This window comes from Salinicola aestuarinus (assembly GCF_003206645.1).
Classification (GTDB): domain Bacteria; phylum Pseudomonadota; class Gammaproteobacteria; order Pseudomonadales; family Halomonadaceae; genus Salinicola; species Salinicola aestuarinus.
The window spans coordinates 352,797-370,905 of the sequence record NZ_PZJP01000005.1 but is presented as its reverse complement, the minus strand read 5'-3'; the positions used below and the strand labels follow the sequence as shown (position 1 = coordinate 370,905).

The window sequence follows — 18,109 nt, the reverse complement described above, 5'->3', positions numbered from 1 at the left end:
AANNTTGCCGGGGTTTTTTCGTCGATCCCGTCGGGCGGGGCGGCGCGCTTACTCGTCCAGGAACGAGCGCAACGGTTCGGAGCGCGACGGATGGCGCAGCTTGCGCAGTGCCTTGGCCTCGATCTGACGAATACGCTCACGGGTGACATCGAACTGCTTGCCGACCTCTTCCAGCGTATGGTCGGTGTTCATGTCGATGCCAAAGCGCATGCGCAGCACCTTGGCTTCCCGCGCGGTCAGGCCGCCGAGAACGTTGCGCGTCGCTTCGATCAGCCCTTCGCCGGTGGCGGAATCGATCGGCAGCACCATGGTGCTGTCCTCGATGAAGTCGCCCAGATGCGAGTCCTCGTCGTCGCCGATCGGGGTCTCCATGGAGATCGGCTCTTTGGCGATCTTCAGGACCTTGCGCACCTTGTCTTCCGGCATCTCGAGACGCTCGCCGAGCTCTTCCGGCGTCGGCTCGCGGCCCATCTCCTGAAGCATCTGACGCGAGACCCGGTTGAGCTTGTTGATCGTCTCGATCATGTGCACCGGGATACGGATGGTGCGCGCCTGGTCGGCGATGGACCGGGTGATCGCCTGACGAATCCACCAGGTGGCGTAGGTCGAGAACTTGTAGCCGCGACGATACTCGAACTTGTCCACGGCCTTCATCAGGCCAATGTTGCCCTCCTGGATCAGATCCAGGAACTGCAGGCCACGGTTGGTGTACTTCTTGGCGATCGAGATGACCAGTCGCAGGTTGGCCTCGACCATCTCTTTCTTGGCGCGGCGCGCCTTGGCCTCGCCGATGGAGAGACGACGGTTCACTTCCTTGAGCTGACCGACGTTGAGCTGGACCATCTCCTGCTCGAAACCGATCTTGCGCTGGGCCCGCTGGACGTCACCGCGGAACGGCGCAAGGCGATCGGCGTATTTCGGGTGCTTGGCAACGAAATCGTCGAACCAGCTCTCGGTGGTCTCGCTACCCAGGAATGCGCCAATGAACGTCTTGCGCGGGACTTTGCCCTGCCTGACGAACACCTGCATGATCGCCTTTTCCTGCTCGCGGACCTGCTCGACGCTGATGCGAACCTGACCGACAAGCCGTTCGAAGTGCTTGGGCGAAAGCTTGATCGGCGAGAACAGCACCGCCAGGCGGGCCTGCTCGCTTTCGACTTCCTTGCTGCCGAAACCGTGCTGGGCGATAGCCGCCTTGGCGCTCTCGTTCTGTTCGCGGATCTGCTCGAAGCGCACTCGAGCTTCTTCCGGGTCCGGACCACCCTCGTTAGAGTTGTCGTCTTCCTCTTCGTCACCCTCTTCGTCGTCTTCGTCCTTGTCTTTGACCTCTGGCTCGACCTCTTCGGGCAGCTCGACTTCGGCGACCCCGGGGATGCCTTCGTCAGGATCGATGAAGCCGGAGAAGAGATCCGACAGACGACCCGGCGCTTCCTCGTCCTGGGTCTGGTCGTAGAACGCGAGTACAGAGTCGACGGCGCCCGGCAGATAGGCCAGCGACGACATGACTTCGCGCAGGCCTTCCTCGATGCGCTTGGCGATCTCGATCTCGCCTTCACGAGTCAGCAGCTCTACCGTACCCATCTCGCGCATGTACATGCGGACCGGGTCGGTCGTTCGTCCGACATCGCTTTCGACCGCCGCCAACGCTGCAACCGCTTCCTCCGCCGCCGACTCGTCGGTGGAGTTATCGGACATCATCAGCGTGTCTTCGTCAGGCGCTTCCTCGACGACCTTGATCCCCATGTCGTTGATCATGGCGATGATGTCTTCCACCTGATCGGGATCGGCGATATCTTCGGGGAGGTGATCGTTGACCTCGGCATAGGTCAGGAATCCCTGCTCTTTGCCGCGGGCGATCAACTCCTTCAAACGTGACTGCTGTGCATTTCCAGCCATAGAAACCCTACTCGACGAAGAAGAATGAAGCACCTGGGGTGACAGCGCGATGCCCCGAAAGCCCACTAGTATAGCGTGTAGAGGCTTTTTGCCGCCAGTGCGTATTTGCCTGGCCCACCAGGTGTGCTAGTGTATTTGGTTACCCTATTTGGTGACGAACGCCGCCATTTCAACCGTTTCGGCGTCTCGCCCCCGCTCTTCAAGTCCCTTCAGACCCTTCTATCGTCCCTGTACCGTTTGCACTTCGCTCGCTGCCTGCGTGCGATGTACCCGGTCGTTTTCGCTGCGCTTCAGTTGTCTTGCGCGTTATCGGCCCCGAGTCACGGCGGCCTGAATCCTCGACGCTCTTCGATCGACACCGTTCGATTGACGCCGTTCGATTGACGCCGTTCGATCGAAGAGCTCGATTGACGCCCTGCCAATCGATGCCCGAGGCCCTGAGTGATCACGGGCGGTGGTGAACTCCGAACCGCCAACTGGCGACCCAGGCCTGGCAACGCACGCCGCTCAGGCACCGCTGGCTAGCTGTGTCAGCAGCGTGCGCAGCCGCTGCTTCTCCTCGCTGCTCAACGCGCCTGCCTGACGGCTCTTGTCGAGGAGCTGACGGTACTCCTCCGCCGGCGTCAGACGTTCACTTTCGCGCTCGAGGTAGCGCACCCAGCTCTGCAATTCGCTGGCACGCACTTCTCTGGGAATCGCCAGCTCGCGTCGGGCCAGCTCATCGAGCCGCTCCCCTTCGACGCTGCCGTGAAAGTGCGCCAGCAGCACCTGCGGGCTGCGGTAGCGACCGGCCTGCAGTAGCGCCACGACCTCGCGACACAGTGGGCCATCGGCAAGGGAGGTCGGGCACCACTCCGGCGTGTCAGGCAGGTGCTCGACAAGCGCCGGCTCGTGCAGCAGCAAGTGCAGGATGCGCCCGGGAATACTCAATGACAGCGTAGCAGTTGTCGCTCGCGACGCAGAGAAACCGCGCGATTTGCCCTGCCTTGGGCTCGTCGGATTCGACAGCGTCGATGGTGTGTCGACATCGAAAACGTCATCCGTTTCCGGCGGCGGCATCAGCGACTCGAACCCCTCATCGGCGCTCGCCGTCGCACTTGCCGCCGCCCCCGGGCGAGGCGACGGCGAGGCCTTCTTCGCCAGCCAGTCGTTGAACTGCGCCTGCTCGATGCCACTGCGCGTCGATAGCTCCTTGAGCATCAACGATTTGAGCATGCCTTCAGGCAGCAGCTTGAGCCATTCGAGTACCGCAGTCACGAAGCGCTCGCGCCCTTCGACCTGCTTCAGCTCGCGCCCTTCGCCGGCCTGCTCGAAAAGAAACTCGGAAAGCGGGCTTGCACAGGTCACTCGATCCTCGAACGCCGCCTGTCCCTCGCGACGCACCAGCGTGTCGGGGTCCTCACCTTCGGGCAGAAACAGAAAGCGGACCTGCCGACCGTCGATCATCGACGGCAGGGCAGTGGCCAGTGAACGCCTGGCGGCCTGTCGTCCCGCGTTGTCGCCGTCGAAACAGAACACCACTTCATCGACCAGACGGAACAATCGCTGAAGGTGATCCGACGTCAGTGCCGTCCCCAGGGTCGCACAGGCGTTGCGAATTCCGAACTGCGCCAGGGCGACAACGTCCATATAGCCCTCGACGACCAGCACGCGCGAGAGCTGACGGTTGGCCTGGCGCGCTTCGAAGAGTCCGTAAAGCTCGCGCCCCTTGTGGAAGACCGGCGTTTCCGGCGAATTGAGATACTTCGGCTTGGCATCGCCGAGCACGCGCCCGCCAAAGGCGATCGTCCGGCCCTTCCAGTCGCGAATCGGGAAGATAACCCGGTCACGAAATCGGTCGTAGGTGCGCCCGCTCTCCTCGCGATGGACGAGCAGGCCGTACTCGACCTGTACCGCCTCACTGATGCCCTGGTTGAGCAGGTGACGCTTGAGCGCTTCCCAGTCGTCTTCGGCATAGCCGACGCCAAACTCCCGGATCACCTCGTCGCTCAGGCCTCGCTGCTCCAGATACTCCCGCGCCTGACGGCCCTTGCCGAGCGCCAGACGTTCGCGAAAGAACTGCGCCGCGAGATCGAGCAGATTGACGCCCTCTTCCCGCTTCTGCCGGCGCTGATGCGCCCCGGGGTCACCCCCGCCTTCACGTTCGACCTCCATCCCGGCTCGTGACGCGAGCTGCTCGACGGCCTCGGGAAAGCGAAGGTTGTCGTACTCCATCAGAAAACGCAGCGCGTTACCGTGCGCGCCGCAGCCGAAGCAGTGGTAGAACTGCTTGTCGTGACTGACGGTGAAGGAGGGCGAGTTCTCCTGATGGAAGGGGCAAAGACCGCTGTGATTGCGCCCGCTCTTTTTTAGCTGCACCCGTTCGGAGACAACGTCGACGATGTCGGAACGCGCCAATAGATCGTCGATGAAGCGCTGTGAGATCTGTCCAGCCATATCGTCGAGACGCTCTGGTAAAACGAGTCAGGAAGCCGGGCGGGGTGATTCGCCAGCCGCGCATGCCGCACGCTCAGCGAAGTCTAGCCAACCGGGGCAGTCTATGTCTGAAGTCGTCGCCGCTTTGCATCGCCTAGCGATCGGCATCGGGCAATCGAAGAGGGTCACCGGCGGCGAGCATCGGCGTGCCGGGGAAGCGGATCGAACCGGATCGGTAAAGCCGGCGGCAACAAAAACAAACGGCCGCCGATTAAGGCAGCCGTTCGCATATCCCTCTGGGGCAAGAACTGCCCCCAGTACGGATCAATACAAGCGTTCGAAACGCTTACGCTCACGCTGAAGCTTCTTGGCGTGACGCTTCACTGCCGCGGCAGCTTTGCGCTTACGCACGGAAGTGGGCTTTTCGTAAGTTTCGCGACGGCGGACTTCGGAAAGCACTCCGGCTTTTTCACAGGAACGCTTGAAGCGACGCAGCGCGACGTCGAACGGCTCGTTATCACGTACTTTGACAGAAGGCATTAAGCACTCACCTACCTTGAGAATCGAGTTCGGTTTGTACGTACGCCTTGAGTGACACGATCCGGCACCGCAGTACGCAGTGGAGCAGACTCCTCGGCGCGTTGCGACTACGGATCATCCCGAGACTCCCTTTGCGGGACTCGGAAAACGTGTTATGGGCGCACGACCCAGTCTTGCAGAGCAGCGTATTCTATTCGTCGACCGGTGCCATTGCAATCTCACCGACACCTCGAATCGTCGGCGACACGGTCCGGGCGGACCGCACAAGTGGCGGTGTCGATCACACCGCCGCGAGGTTAGACTAGGCGCCTTTTCCCGATCGGCCGCCACGCCGCGCTCCACTGCTGGCCAGAGGGGCGTCGCGGGGGCCCGAACGGCCGACACCAACCACTTCGAGGGACTTCTCGATCATGCGCGTGCTGGGCATCGAAACCTCCTGCGACGAAACCGGCGTCGCGCTCTTTGATACCGAGCGCGGCCTGCTCGCCGACACGCTCTACAGCCAGATCGCGCTGCATGCCGAATTTGGCGGCGTGGTTCCCGAGCTCGCCTCGCGAGACCACACCCGTAAGCTGCTGCCGCTGATCGACGAGGTGTTGGCGAGTGCTTCACTCGGCAAGCACGACATCGACGCCATCGCCTACACCGCGGGGCCAGGGCTGGTCGGCGCGCTGATGGTCGGGGCCTGTACCGCCCACGGCATGGCACGCTCACTCGGTGTGCCGGTGCTGGGCGTCCATCACATGGAAGGGCACCTGCTGGCACCGATGCTCGAGGCCGACGCGCCGGCGTTCCCCTTCATCGCCCTGCTGGTCTCCGGCGGCCACACCCAACTGGTCGACGTTCGCGGGCTCGGTGAGTACACCCTGCTCGGGGAGTCGGTGGACGACGCCGCGGGAGAAGCCTTCGACAAGGTCGCCAAAATGCTCGAACTGCCCTACCCCGGAGGTCCGCAGGTGGCGGCGCTGGCTGAGCGCGGTGACGGCACGCGTTTTCGCTTCCCGCGCCCGATGACCGACCGCCCCGGCCTCGACTTCAGTTTCTCCGGGCTGAAAACCCACACGCTGACGGCGCTCCGCGCGCTGACCGTCGACGGCTCAGTGGCGGATCAGGATCGCGCGGACGTCGCCCGCGCCTTCGAGGATGCCGTGGTGGATACGCTGCTGATCAAGTGTCGTCGAGCGCTCAAGGCGAGCGGACGCGAACGTCTGGTGGTGGCCGGCGGCGTCAGCGCCAACCGGCGGCTGCGTGAGGGTCTGGACGCGGCGATGACAAAGCTTGGCGCTCGCGCGTTCTACCCGCGGGGGCGTTTCTGCACCGACAACGGCGCGATGATCGCCTACGCCGGCGCCCAGCGCCTGCTCGCCGGCGAGCGTACCGAGACCCTGCAGCCACGGCCGCGCTGGCCACTATCCGAACTTACCACGCCGAGCGGCTAGCGCCGTCGCGGGGGAGGCTCCCCCCGCGCCGGCTCGGGGTGCCCCGCGGGGCTAGACTCGCTGCCAAGGTGTCCCTCCGTGCCGGGCTCATCGACCGCTTGCGCCTCCGCCGCCAGGTCATGACGGTCCGTGAGGGCGTCCTCCTCGTCGAAGGGATCGGCCAACGTCGGCGTCAGCGTGCGGCTTCGACGCTCGCGCCAGTGACGGATGTCCCAACCGTGACGCAGCATCACCAGCAGCGAGAAGACGCAGACCACGCCGGTTGCCTCCGGCGCCAGCCAGTAGCTGGCAAGCGGCGCGGTCAGCGCCGCGGCCAGCGAGGCCAGTGCCGCGGTTCTCAACCGCCAGGCCAGGACGAACCAGATCAGCGCCGCGACAAGTGCCACCGGGGTGGCGAGCATCAGCAGCACACCGAAGGCACTGGCCACCGCCTTGCCACCCCGCCCGCGGTGCCAGACGGGCACGCTGTGCCCCACCAGAATGCTCAATCCCACCAGCCCCTGGGCCCAGATCGTCAGCGAGGCGGCATCGGCCAGCCACATCACCGGCACGCTCTTGGCGGCGTCGATGGTGAGCGTCAGCGCCGCGGGTCGCCACCCGTGGGCGCGCAGCACATTGGAGAACCCCGGATTACCGGAGCCCGCGATACGCGGATCCTCAAGGCCCATGAGCCGGCATACCCAGATCGCGCCGAGCAACGAACCACTCAGGTAGCCCGCGCCGACCAGCAGGCCGAGCGTCAGGGGGGGTGACAGCATCCGCGACTCCTCTCGGCGGTGACTGGCGCCGCGAGCAAAACCGCCCGGGCCGGCCCCTGATTCTGCCACCGCGCTGACGTACAATCGATCTCGCTTATCCCGGTGCGGCCGACATCATGACGCCGCCGCACCCCCCGTTTTTCGAATTACCGGCGAGAGGCCATCTTCGTGGATCAGGTTTTGATCGAAGGACTGACGCTCGACACCGTCATCGGCGTCTACGACTGGGAGCGCCGGATACACCAGCGCCTGGAGCTCGATCTCGAGCTCGCCACCGACATCCGCCTCGCGGCGCAGGATGACGACCTCGCCCATACCCTGGACTACGCCGCTATCTGCGAGCGGCTGGCCGGCTATGCCGACGACCATTCCCACGCCCTCGTCGAGACCTTCGCCGAGGGGGTCGCTCAACTGCTGATCGCCGAGTTCGGCGTCAAGCGGCTGCGGCTGACGGTGCGCAAGCCCGGTGCCGTCGCCGCTGCCCGCGCCGTCGGCGTGCGGATCGAGCGCGAGGCAGGCTGATGGCCCTCGCGGTCCTGGGGCTCGGCAGCAATATCGCCCGCGAACGCCATCTCGGTCGCGCGATCGAGGCCCTTGCGCAGCTCGCCGCGCCCGAGCCGGTGTCGCACTCGCGGGTGTTCGAAAGCCCGCCGGTTGGCTTCGAGGACGCCCGGCATTTCTACAACCTCGTCGTCGCCTTCGAGACACCGCTCGACGCGAACGCCCTCAATGCGCACTGCAAGACGATCGAGCGAGACAACGGCCGTGATGAAGTGATCAGCGACAGGGGCCGCTCCAAAAGCCCGCGTGCGCGCACCCTCGACATTGATCTGCTGCTGCTCGGCGATCTCTGCATCGACTCGCCGACGCTCACCCTGCCCCGCTGCGATATCGAACGGTTTGCCTTCGTCCTGCACCCGCTGGCAGAACTGCTCCCCGATCATCACCACCCGGTATTCGGTGCGACCTATGCGGAACTCTGGTCGCGTTTCGACGCCACCCGACAGCCCCACTGGCCGGTCGCCGTGGCGTGGACACGGACGCCCGAGGAGGCGCCGGCCACCGACACTCGCGACGATCTCCACAATGCTTGACCATTCACTGCCGCCTCTCTGCGCGATATGCAGGCAGACTCGACAGCACCTTTCGTCACCGTGAAGCGCTCCGAGCCCATGCTCCCACTGCCCAACACGCCGCGCGATGCGCTTCGGCCCTCCCGCCTGAGTCTCAAGCTCTTCATCGTCATCCTGCTGACCAACGTGCTGATCAGCGGGCTTGTCTTCCTCTTCGTCTCGCGCAGTCTCGATCAGGGCTTCATCAGTTACCTGGAGCGCAGTCAGGCGACGCGAGCCGAGACCCTGGCCGCGGCACTCGGCGAGCAGTGGCAGGAGCGCGGCAGCTGGCAGTGGCTGCGCGACGACCCCAGCGCCTGGCAGAGTCTGGTGAGAAGCCAGCTCTGGTCCAGCGAGCGGCGTCCGCCCAGCGGGCTCGATCGCGAGCTCACCGATGCCGGCGGCTTCGTGCTGCTCGATGAGCTGAGCAATCCGGTCATCGGCGAGCCGCTGCTCGATCCCCCGTTACAGGACCCGGATCTGCCGCCCGCGCCGGAGCCGCACTTCGTTCCCATCCGCAGTAACGGGGCCACCGTCGGCCAGCTCGGCTATCTGCCGCCGGAGCGGCTGATGGCGCGTATGGATCGGATCTTTCTCGACCGTCAGCAGCGCAGTCTGACGATCATCATCGGCTCGCTTTTCCTCGCCTCACTGCTGCTCGCCGGCGGCCTCTCCTGGTGGCTCGGCCGCCGCGCGCGGACCATGACCCTGGCCACCCGGCGACTCACGCTGGGCGACTACAGCGTGCGCCTCTCCGAGCGTGGCCGCGACGAGCTCTCGCGTCTCTCTCAGGACTTCAACCAGCTCGCCGAGACGCTCGACGCCAACCGCCGGGCGCGACAGCGATGGGTCGCCGACATCGCTCACGAGCTGCGCACGCCGCTGGCGGTGCTGCGCGGCGAGATCGAGGCGATGCAGGACGGCGTGCGCGCCTTGAGCATCGAGAGCCTGGGGTCGCTGCAGCAGGAGGTCGGTCAGCTCGGTCATCTGGTCGAGGACCTGCGTCTGCTGGCACAGAGCGACGCCGGTGCGCTCGACATGCACCTGATTCCAGTGGATCTGGCGGACTCCCTCGATCAGCGACTCGAGGATGGGCGCGCACGGCTCGAGAGCCAGGGGTTCCAGCTGACTCTCGATACCGAATCGGCCTGGGTGCGGGCCGACAGCCAACGTCTGCGTCAGCTGTGGAACAACCTGCTCGCCAATACCCTCGCCTACACCGACAGCCCCGGCGCGCTTCGCGTCACGCTGCGCACCCGGCGCCAGGTCGCCGAGGTGATCTGGGAGGACTCCGCCCCGGGCGTGGCGACCGCCGAGCTGCCACGGCTCACCGAGCGTCTCTATCGCGTCGAAGGGTCGCGCAACCGGCGCAGCGGCGGCAGCGGGTTGGGGCTCTCCATCGCCAGCGCGCTCATCAGTGCCCAGGGCGGTACGCTGGTCCCGTCCGCCTCGCCGCTTGGCGGGCTGCGCTGGACCCTCACTTTCCCGCTCGCGTCCGCTACCCGCGACGCCCTGGCCAAGGAGCCCACTCGATGACCGACCCGCTTCTCATCGTCGAAGACGAGCCCAAGATCGCGCGGCTGATCGCCGACTACCTCGCCAAGAGCGGCTACGCCTCGGATCATCTCGATCATGGCGACGCCGTCATGCCCTGGCTCGAGAGTCACGCGCCGATGCTGGTACTGCTGGATCTGATGCTGCCGGGCACCGATGGATTGACGCTCTGCCGCCAGATTCGCGAGCGCTACCCGACGCTACCGGTGATCATGCTGACCGCGCGGGTCGAAGAGGTGGATCGCCTGCTGGGACTCGAACTCGGCGCCGACGACTACATCTGCAAGCCGTTCAGTCCGCGAGAAGTGGTGGCGAGGGTCAAGGCCGTACTGCGGCGCACCCACGGTGCCATCGCGATCGGCGAGACGCCGTCATCGGCCACGGGCCTGACCCTCGACGAAGACGGCTGGCGAGCGCTGGCCGGCGGCACCGATCTTGGCCTCACTGCCGTCGAATTCCAGCTGCTCAGAGTGATGATGCAGAGTCCGGGACGCATCTTCTCCCGCGACCAGCTAATGGATCACATGTATCGCGATCACCGCATCGTCTCCGAGCGCACCGTCGACAGCCACGTCAAGAAGCTGCGGCGCAAGGTGGCCGATGTGTGGCCGGAGCGCGACATCATTCGCTCCGTCTACGGCGTCGGCTACAAGTACCAGCCCGAGGAGTGAGGTCGTGGCGGGACGGTGCTCGCCGCCATCGCTCCAGGCGTCAGCCACCGCTCAGAGGGTAGCCGCCGTCAGGAAGGTCTCGGCATCCTTGGCGGAGAAGAACACCAGCGTCACCTCGAGGCCGGGTATATCGGGCAGCCGTTCCCGCACGACGCCGGAGACGATCCTGGCGGCGGCCTCGGCCGGATAGCCGTACACGCCGGTGGAGATCGCCGGAAACGCCAGCCGGGCGAACTCCTGCTCCGCGGCGACGTCGAGCGCGCGACGGTAACAGTCGGCGAGTGGTGCGGAGCGATCCTCTGTTCTGGCATACACCGGGCCGACGGTGTGGATAACGTGATTCGCCGCCAGACGAAAGCCCGGCGTTACCGCAACCTGCCCCACCGGCAGACCGTCCGGCCACACCCTCGCGCGCAGCGCCCGGCACGCCTCGAGCAGTTCCGGCCCGGCGGCGCGGTGGATCGCACCATCGACCCCGCCACCCCCGAGGAGTGACCGGTTGGCGGCGTTGACGATGGCGTCGCCCTCGAACCGCGTGATGTCGCCCTCGACGACGCTGAGCCGCTCACCCTGCCAGTGCACCTTCATCACATCAGCCTCTCTTCGTGTCCGTGTCCACTCACTGTAGATGGCCGCCGGTGCCAACGAAAAACCCGCCGCCGCGAAGATCGCGACGACGGGTTCGGGTGACGGCGACGACGTGCGTCACCTCACGCTTCGAAGGCCAATCGGATCAGGCGTTCGACGGCGCCTTAGCCACCGATTCGCCACCGGTAGTACTGGTGTCGAGCGCTGCCGCCCCGCGCTTGATCGCGGCGTAGCCGAGCCCGGTGATCAGCGAACCCGCGGCGATGGCGACCAGATAGAGCAGCGCCATATTGACCGCGTTGGGAATCAGCAGCACGAAGAGCCCGCCGTGCGGGGCCATCAGCTGAACCCCGAACCCCATCGACAGGGCCCCGGTGACCGCACCGCCGATCATTGCCACCGGGATCACCCGCAGCGGATCCTTGGCAGCGAACGGAATGGCGCCTTCGGTGATGAAGCAGAGTCCCAGCACGAAGGACGCCTTGCCCGCCTCGCGCTCCGGCTGCGAGAACTTGCTCCGTGCCACCAGGGTCGAGATACCCATGCCGATCGCCGGCACCATGCCCGCCGCCATGATCGCCGCCATCGGTAGATACGTCTCGGTGGAGAGCAGCCCCACGCCAAAGGTGTAGGCCGCCTTGTTGACCGGTCCGCCCATGTCAAAGCACATCATTGCCCCGAGCAGCAGACCCAGCAGCACGGCGTTGGTCGAGCCCATGTCGTTGAGGAAGGTCGTCAGCGCCTCGAGCAGCGCTGCCACCGGCGCGCCCACCACGTAGATCATCACCAGGCCGGTGACGAGGCTCGCCAGCAGCGGAATGATCAGGATCGGCTTGAGCGATTCGACGCTCGCCGGCAACTTGACGTAGCGGGTCACGGCCTTGGCCGAGTAGCCGGCGAGAAACCCGGCGAGTATGCCGCCGATGAAGCCCGCGCCCAGGTTGTAGGCGAGCAGCCCGCCGATCATCCCCGGCGCGATACCGGGGCGGTCGGCGATGGAGTAGGCGATGTAGCCTGCGAGCACCGGCACCATCAGCACAAAGGCGGTACCGCCGCCGATCTGCGCCAGCGCGGCGGCGAGCGACCCCGCCTCGTCGGCGGCATGAATGCCGAAGACGAACGACAGCGCAATGCAGAGCCCCCCAGCGACCACCATCGGCAGCATGAAGGAGACACCGGTGAGCAGATGCTTGTAGAGACCGCGCTCCTTGAGGCTCTTCGCCTCGCCGCCCCCCTTGGCGGCCCCGCCACCGGCGGACTCCACCTGCCCCTCGGCCAGCGCCCGCTCGATAGTCTGCTGCGGCTGCTTGAGCGCCGTGCCGGTGCCGGTGCGATAGATCGGCCGGCCGGCAAAGCGGGTCGCATCGACCTCGATATCACAGGCGAGGATGACCACATCGGCGTTGGCGATCGCCTCGTCGTCGAGCGCGTTCTGCGCGCCCACCGAGCCCTGGGTCTCGACCTGAATCGTATGACCCATCCCCCGGCCGGCCTGGGTCAGCGCCTCGGCCGCCATGAAGGTATGCGCGACGCCGGTGGGACACGCCGTGACCGCGACGATGCGCTTGCCCTCGCGGCGGCTCTCGCCGGGCGTCGCGGCGGCGTCAGCGCCAGTGGGCTCGCCGGCCGGGTCGAAGCTTGCTGCCTCGCGCCGGGCGCGCTCGAGAAAGGCCTGGGGGTCGGGCAGCGCCTGCGCCACCGGCGCACGGTAGAGCGCCTTGCCGGCGAAACGTGCCGGCGACGGCACCTGTTCAGCGGCTACGACCACGAGATCGGCGGCCGCGATCGTCTCTGCGGCGAGCGGCTCGACCGATGCCAGCTCCCCGTGCATTTCGGTGTGGACCTGCCAACCGAGACGGCCGGCGGCCTGCTCAAGCCGGCGGGCGGCGAGAAAGGTGGTCGCCATGCCGCTCGGGCAGGCGGTGATCAGGATGACATTCATGCGCTCTCCCCGGCGTGACTCGCTGCATCGAAGCGGCTGACACGCGTGCGTTGATTCAATTGTGAAAGATCGGAGGCGTTCGGGTCGCCGACGCCGATATGGCGTACCGACTCCGCCGCCAGCGCCGCCGCATAGCCCAGTACCGCGGCAGGCTCGCCCTGCTCGACGATGCCGTGCAGCATGGCAGCGACCAGGGTATCCCCCGCGCCCACCGTACTGACCACCTCGACCGCGGGCGCCTCGGCGAACCACTCGCCACGGCGGCTGACCCAGAGCACCCCCGCCTCGCCGAGGGAGACCAGCGCCTCCTCGACCCCCGCGGCGTGGAGCCGGCGCGCCGCCTCACACTGGGTGGTGAAATCGTCGAGCGCGCCGCCGGCCCACTCGGCCAGCTCGTGCTCGTTGGGCTTGGCCGCGGTGGGGGCCACCTCGAGCGCCGCGGCGAGCGCCGCCCCGCTGGTATCGACCCAGACCGGCACGCCACTCGCCTTGAGCGTGGCGATCAGCGTCGCCAGCGCCGCCGGTGACACCCCCGGCGGCAGACTGCCGGTAATCACCACCGCCGCCGGTCGCTGGTTGTCACAGCGCGAGACCAATTCACGGGTGAGGCGCTCGAGATCGGCCGTGGAGACCGCAACGCCAGGACCGTTGATATCGGTGACACGACCATTGGCCTCGGCCACCTTGGCATTGATTCGCGTCTCGCCGGGCAAGCGCAGGCTGGCGTCCTCGATGCCGTGCTCGCGGCAGGCAGCAACGAAGGCGGCGTCGTTGTCGGCGCCGAGAAAGCCCGAGAGCACCACCCGGTGACCCAGCGATGCGAGCACGCGGGCGACGTTGAGCCCCTTCCCGGCCGCGGCGAGCTGCGTCGATGAGGCCCGGTTCACCGCCCCGGGTTCGAGCGCGGCCAGCTCGATGGTCAAATCCAGCGCCGGGTTCAGCGTGACCACCAGCAACGGCGAGCGAGCTGTCTCGTTCGCCGACGATTCGAGGCCGGACATCACAGCGCCTCCAGGGCGTCACGCACCGCCTGACTCGTTGCCTGGGCAAGCGCGGTCTCCGCGTGCAGCCGCGCCGTGGCGAGGGTGATCCCGCGCAGACGCGCCTTGACCATCGGCACCTGGCGAACCGAGACCGACAGCTCGTCGACGCCAAGCCCCACCAGCACCGGCACGGCGGCGGCGTCGGAACCCAGCTCACCGCACACCCCGACCCACTTGCCGTGGGCGTGAGCGGCGTCGACCGTCATCTGGATCAGCCGCAGCACCGCCGGGTGAAGGCCATCCGCCTGCGAAGAGAGTTCCGGGTGGCCACGGTCGATCGCCAGCGTGTACTGGGTTAGATCGTTGGTGCCCACGGAGAAGAAGTCGACCTCGGCGGCCAGGCTCGGCGCTAGCAGCGCGGCCGAGGGAATCTCGATCATGACGCCGACCTGCACGTCCGGCGCGCCGATCTCTGCCTGTAGTGCATCGACGATCGCGCGCGCCCGGCGGTATTCGTCGATGTCCTTGATCATCGGGAACATGATCCGCAGCGGCCGATCACCGGCAGCGGTCAGCAGCGCCCGCAGCTGGGTCTCGAGAATGTACGGTTTGGTCAGTGCCAGACGGATGCCGCGCAGGCCGAGGAAGGGATTGTCCTCGGCGGCAACCGGCCAGTACGGCAGCGGCTTGTCGCCGCCGACGTCCAGCGTACGCGCCACCAGCGGTCGGCCATCGAGCGCGTCGAAGGCCCGGCGATACTCGGCGATCTGGGTCTCGAGATCCGGTGCCTGCGGGTGCGCCATGAACAGAAACTCGGTGCGCAGCAGCCCCACGCCCTCCGCGCCGTGCTCGACCGCCTCTTCGGCATGGGCCGTATTGCCGAGGTTGGCGGCGATCTCGACGCGTTTGCCATCCCGCGTGCGGCCCTGCTCGAAGCGCGAACCGAACGCCTCGCGGCGCAGTCGTTCGAGCTCTTTCAATCGCAGCTCGGCACGGTCGCGACGTTCGGCGGCCGGCGCGACGATCACCCGACCGAGATCGCCGTCGAGGATCAGCTCTTCATCGTTGGCGACGGTGAGGATGCGCTCACCCGCACCGACCACCGCCGGAATACCCAGCGCCCGCGCCAGAATCGCGCTGTGCGACGTCGCGCCACCGCGGGCGGTGAGCAGTCCACGCACCTGGGCAGTGTCGAGCCGTGCCACGTCGGAGGGGCCGATGTCGTCGGTGACCAGAATGTAGGGGCGATCCGGCGGCGTCGGCAGCGCGACCCCGCAGAGCACCCCGAGCACGCGCCGGCCGACGTCACGCAGGTCGGCGGCGCGCTCGGCCAGCAGTCGATCCGCCAGCACCTCCTGAGCGCGCGCGGCGGTATCGATCGCCTGCCACCAGGCGGCCTCGGCGCTCAAGCCGTCGCGCATGCCCTCGAACGCCGCCTCGTGGAGCTCCGGGTCGTCGAGCATCTCGGCATGCATGGAGAGAATCTCGGCGACATCACCGCCCTTGGCGGTGCCGATCAACGCATTCAGCTGCACCCGCGCCTCGCTCAGGCTGGCCTGGAGGCGCTCGCGCTGATGCGCGGCATCGCCCTGTCGATCGGCGGGCAGATCGCGGGCGCGCTCGGGGTAGTCGAAGCTCGGGGCGCGCATGACGTAGGCCGGCGCAATGGCGAGCCCCGGTGAGGCCGCGGTTGCCGGCAGCGCGCTGTCGGGGGTGAAGGGTTCGGGTGCCGGGGCGTCGGCGGCGGCGCGCACCGGCGCCGCGGGGGCTGCGCTCTCCGACAGCGGTCGCACGGACTCGCCGAGCCCCTGTTCGACCGCGGCGACCATGGCCGCCAGCGCGGCGGCGGCGTCCTGCCCCGCCGTTTCGTGCCCCGCATCGGCGGAGAAGACCAGGGTCTGCCCGCGGCGGGCGCCGAGACCGATTACCTTGGTCAGACTCGCCGCCGACACGCTCTCGGCCTCGCCCTCGAGCAGCCTGACCCGCACGGGCAGCGTCTGCTCGCGGGCGCACTGGACCAGTACCTTCGCCGGGCGCGCGTGCAGGCCGTGGGCATTCAACAGCGTCACTCGCGCCGTGGTGCTCTGACTCGACTCACCGGAGAGGCGCGCCAGTACCCCCTCGGGGTCGCTGTCGACCAGCGCCGTGCCCTCGCCACGGTCGAGCAGATCGGCCACGCGGGAGAGCAGGTCGCGGTGCGCCTCGCCTTGAGCGGCGATGCAGAAGACGCCGTTGACCGGCCCATGGGGACCGCTGAAGGCGCGCTCGGGCGTGGCCAGCGACAGCGCCGGCTGTTTGACCCCCTGGCTCGCGCTCACCAGCCACAGCCCCTGGCCCAGCGCCACCGGCTCCTGCTGATTGATGGCCGCGATGAAGTCGACGTCGACGCACTCCGCCTGGCGAAGCCTGGCCGCCGCGGCGAGTGCCAGCTCGAAGCGATCGCGGGCGGGAAAACCGAGACACAGCGTGTCGGCGTCGAGCCGGGCCCTGACCGGCGTCTTGCTCAGCAGCGCGATCATCGCCTCGGCGCTCTCGGCGCGGGGAAGGCGTTCGGCGAGCGTGTCGTCGTCGAGCACCTGGGTCAGACGGCGCAGCACGTCGAGGTGTTCGTCACCGGCCGCCGCGATGGTCACCAGCAGATAAACGCGGTTGCCATCGTGCCACTCGACGCCGTCGGGGAACTGCAGCAGCACCACGCCGGTGTGGTGGATCAGTTCGCGGCTCTCGGGGGTGCCGTGCGGAATGGCGATGCCGCTGCCGAGATAGGTCGAACCCTGCGCCTCACGGGCGTGTAGCGCGTCGCGGTAGCTCGCGGTGACGAGCTCGGCGCGGGTCAGCGCCTCGGCGGCCTGGTCGAGCGCCGCCTGCCAGTTCGACGCGCGACAGCCCAGCGTCACGTTCTCCGGCTGCAGGGCGAGCTTGGCCTCGGGTGAACGGTTGGACATATCGATCTCTCCCATCGATGACTTCCCTCGGTGGCTCTGATTGGGACAGGGGTCGGCGGTGATTGCAGCGTACGCCAATCGTCGAAAGCTGAATCGTGTCACCTGATAGTGCGATATGCTCGTCGTTTCGTTGCGCCGTGACAAGCTAGACCTTCGATGAACCCGTGCGATGCCACGTTTCATCGTCGCAAGGAGTGTTGCGATCACCGGCAGCAGAGTATGGTCATGCCGTTTTCAGCGCTGGAGTTTCTGGATGACATTAGCCGACATCGCTCGCCTCGCCGGTGTCTCTCGCACCACGGCAAGCTACGTCCTGAACGGCCAGGCGCGTACCCGGCGCATCAGCGCAGCCACGGTGGAGCGTGTGTTCGCCGTGGCCCGGGCTCACGACTATCGCATTGATGCGCAGGCGGCGGCGCTGCGTGGCGGCGAGAGTCGCACCCTGGGACTGATCGTGCCGGACCTCGAGAACGGCAGCTACGCCCGCCTGGCCAAGCGGCTCGAGCACGGCGCTCGCCGTCAGGGCTATCAGCTCTGGATCGCCGGCTCCGACGACGATCCCGCCACCGAGCGCGAGGTCGCGCTGTCGCTGCGCGCCCAGCGCTGCGATGCGCTGATCGTCGCCAGCAGCCTCGGCGGCGATGACGCCTTCTACGCCGAGCTGCTCGCCGCCGGCGTGCCGGTCATCGCCGTCGACCGCCCGCTCGCCCCCGAGCGCTTCGTCAGCGTGGTGACCAACGGCCGCGCCGCCGGCGAGGCACTGACCCGCTCGGTCATGGCAGGCAATGACGAACGTCTGGTCTGGTTCGATGCGGTACCGACACTGTCGATCAGCGCCGAGCGCCGCCAGGGGTTTCTCGACGCCTGCAAAGATGGCTCGCGTCATCGCTGCTTGAGCGGCGCACGCTACGAGCGCGACGTCGGCGCGGCGCTGATGCGAGGGCTGATCGATGAGGAGGGCCTGCCGGACGCGGTGGTCACCGCCTCCTATACGCTGATGGAGGGACTGCTCGACGCACTGCTCGAGCGCGGCAAGCTGCCCGAGACGCTCAAACTGGCGACATTCGGCGACGACCGCCTGCTCGACTTCCTGCCGTGCCGGGTCAACTCGCTGCCGCAGGATCACGACCGCGTGGCGGAGCGCTCGCTGGCGCTGGCACTGGCCGCAATCCGCGGTGACTACCGGCCGGGGCCCGTCGTGATCGAACGTGTGCTCAAGCGTCGGCGCTGAGTCCCCATCCGACACCACGCCGACCGTGAATCCTG

General features: G+C 67.1%; 13 protein-coding genes and 1 pseudogene. 6 read left to right on the top strand and 8 right to left on the bottom strand.

What is annotated here, in order from left to right; translation table 11 throughout:
- Positions 1-48: 48 nt before the first annotated feature.
- The 3 genes from rpoD to rpsU all read right to left on the bottom strand — a co-directional run bounded on the left by rpoD (position 49) and on the right by rpsU (position 4,851).
- Positions 49-1,929, bottom strand: coding sequence for an RNA polymerase sigma factor RpoD (rpoD, locus tag DOM41_RS07110; protein ID WP_280951216.1), 1,881 nt, complete (start codon positions 1,927-1,929; stop codon positions 49-51).
- 474 nt (positions 1,930-2,403) lie between these two features.
- Positions 2,404-4,332: a DNA primase gene (gene dnaG / locus DOM41_RS07105; RefSeq protein WP_110686130.1), complete on the bottom strand. Its 1,929-nt coding sequence runs from the start codon at positions 4,330-4,332 to the stop codon at positions 2,404-2,406.
- A gap of 303 nt (positions 4,333-4,635) precedes the next feature.
- Positions 4,636-4,851: a 30S ribosomal protein S21 gene (gene rpsU, locus DOM41_RS07100; RefSeq protein ID WP_110667173.1), complete on the bottom strand. Its 216-nt coding sequence runs from the start codon at positions 4,849-4,851 to the stop codon at positions 4,636-4,638.
- Between the two features lie 410 nt (positions 4,852-5,261).
- Here rpsU and tsaD point away from each other — a divergent pair, with 410 nt between their 5' ends.
- Positions 5,262-6,290 (top strand): tRNA (adenosine(37)-N6)-threonylcarbamoyltransferase complex transferase subunit TsaD, encoded by a 1,029-nt coding sequence (gene tsaD, locus DOM41_RS07095; protein WP_110686129.1) that lies wholly within the window; start codon positions 5,262-5,264, stop codon positions 6,288-6,290.
- A gap of 194 nt (positions 6,291-6,484) precedes the next feature.
- Here tsaD and DOM41_RS07090 read toward each other — a convergent pair.
- Positions 6,485-7,048, bottom strand: a pseudogene (locus DOM41_RS07090) (glycerol-3-phosphate acyltransferase); the annotation flags it as partial.
- 168 nt (positions 7,049-7,216) lie between these two features.
- On the opposite strand from DOM41_RS07090, the gene folB reads away from it, so the two are divergent.
- From folB to DOM41_RS07070, 4 genes are all read left to right on the top strand, one after another.
- Positions 7,217-7,570, top strand: coding sequence for a dihydroneopterin aldolase (gene folB, locus DOM41_RS07085; protein ID WP_110686127.1), 354 nt, complete (start codon positions 7,217-7,219; stop codon positions 7,568-7,570).
- A complete protein-coding gene (gene folK / locus DOM41_RS07080) occupies positions 7,570-8,142 on the top strand; it encodes a 2-amino-4-hydroxy-6-hydroxymethyldihydropteridine diphosphokinase (protein WP_110686126.1) in 573 nt (190 codons plus the stop codon). The genes folB and folK overlap by 1 nt, the downstream gene beginning before the upstream one ends.
- A gap of 78 nt (positions 8,143-8,220) precedes the next feature.
- On the top strand, positions 8,221-9,696 hold the full coding sequence (locus tag DOM41_RS07075; RefSeq protein WP_110686125.1) for an ATP-binding protein: 1,476 nt from the start codon (positions 8,221-8,223) through the stop codon (positions 9,694-9,696).
- A complete protein-coding gene (locus tag DOM41_RS07070; protein ID WP_110686124.1) occupies positions 9,693-10,385 on the top strand; it encodes a response regulator in 693 nt (230 codons plus the stop codon). Before DOM41_RS07075 ends, DOM41_RS07070 begins: the two co-directional genes overlap by 4 nt.
- A gap of 51 nt (positions 10,386-10,436) precedes the next feature.
- On the opposite strand, the gene DOM41_RS07065 is transcribed toward DOM41_RS07070, so the two are convergent.
- The 4 genes from DOM41_RS07065 to ptsP form a co-directional block, all read right to left on the bottom strand.
- On the bottom strand, positions 10,437-10,973 hold the full coding sequence (locus DOM41_RS07065; RefSeq protein ID WP_110686123.1) for an O-acetyl-ADP-ribose deacetylase: 537 nt from the start codon (positions 10,971-10,973) through the stop codon (positions 10,437-10,439).
- A gap of 145 nt (positions 10,974-11,118) precedes the next feature.
- Positions 11,119-12,915, bottom strand: a complete 1,797-nt coding sequence (locus DOM41_RS07060) for a PTS fructose-like transporter subunit IIB (protein ID WP_110686122.1) — start codon at positions 12,913-12,915, stop codon at positions 11,119-11,121.
- Positions 12,912-13,916: a 1-phosphofructokinase gene (pfkB, locus tag DOM41_RS07055; RefSeq protein ID WP_110686121.1), complete on the bottom strand. Its 1,005-nt coding sequence runs from the start codon at positions 13,914-13,916 to the stop codon at positions 12,912-12,914. The genes DOM41_RS07060 and pfkB overlap by 4 nt, the downstream gene beginning before the upstream one ends.
- Positions 13,916-16,858: a phosphoenolpyruvate--protein phosphotransferase gene (gene ptsP / locus DOM41_RS07050; RefSeq protein WP_245391767.1), complete on the bottom strand. Its 2,943-nt coding sequence runs from the start codon at positions 16,856-16,858 to the stop codon at positions 13,916-13,918. Before ptsP ends, pfkB begins: the two co-directional genes overlap by 1 nt.
- A 238-nt stretch (positions 16,859-17,096) precedes the next feature.
- On the opposite strand from ptsP, the gene cra reads away from it, so the two are divergent.
- Positions 17,097-18,074 carry a catabolite repressor/activator gene (gene cra, locus DOM41_RS07045; protein WP_110686120.1) on the top strand — a complete coding sequence of 326 codons (978 nt, stop codon included), beginning with the start codon at positions 17,097-17,099 and terminating at the stop codon, positions 18,072-18,074.
- Positions 18,075-18,109: the final 35 nt, after the last annotated feature.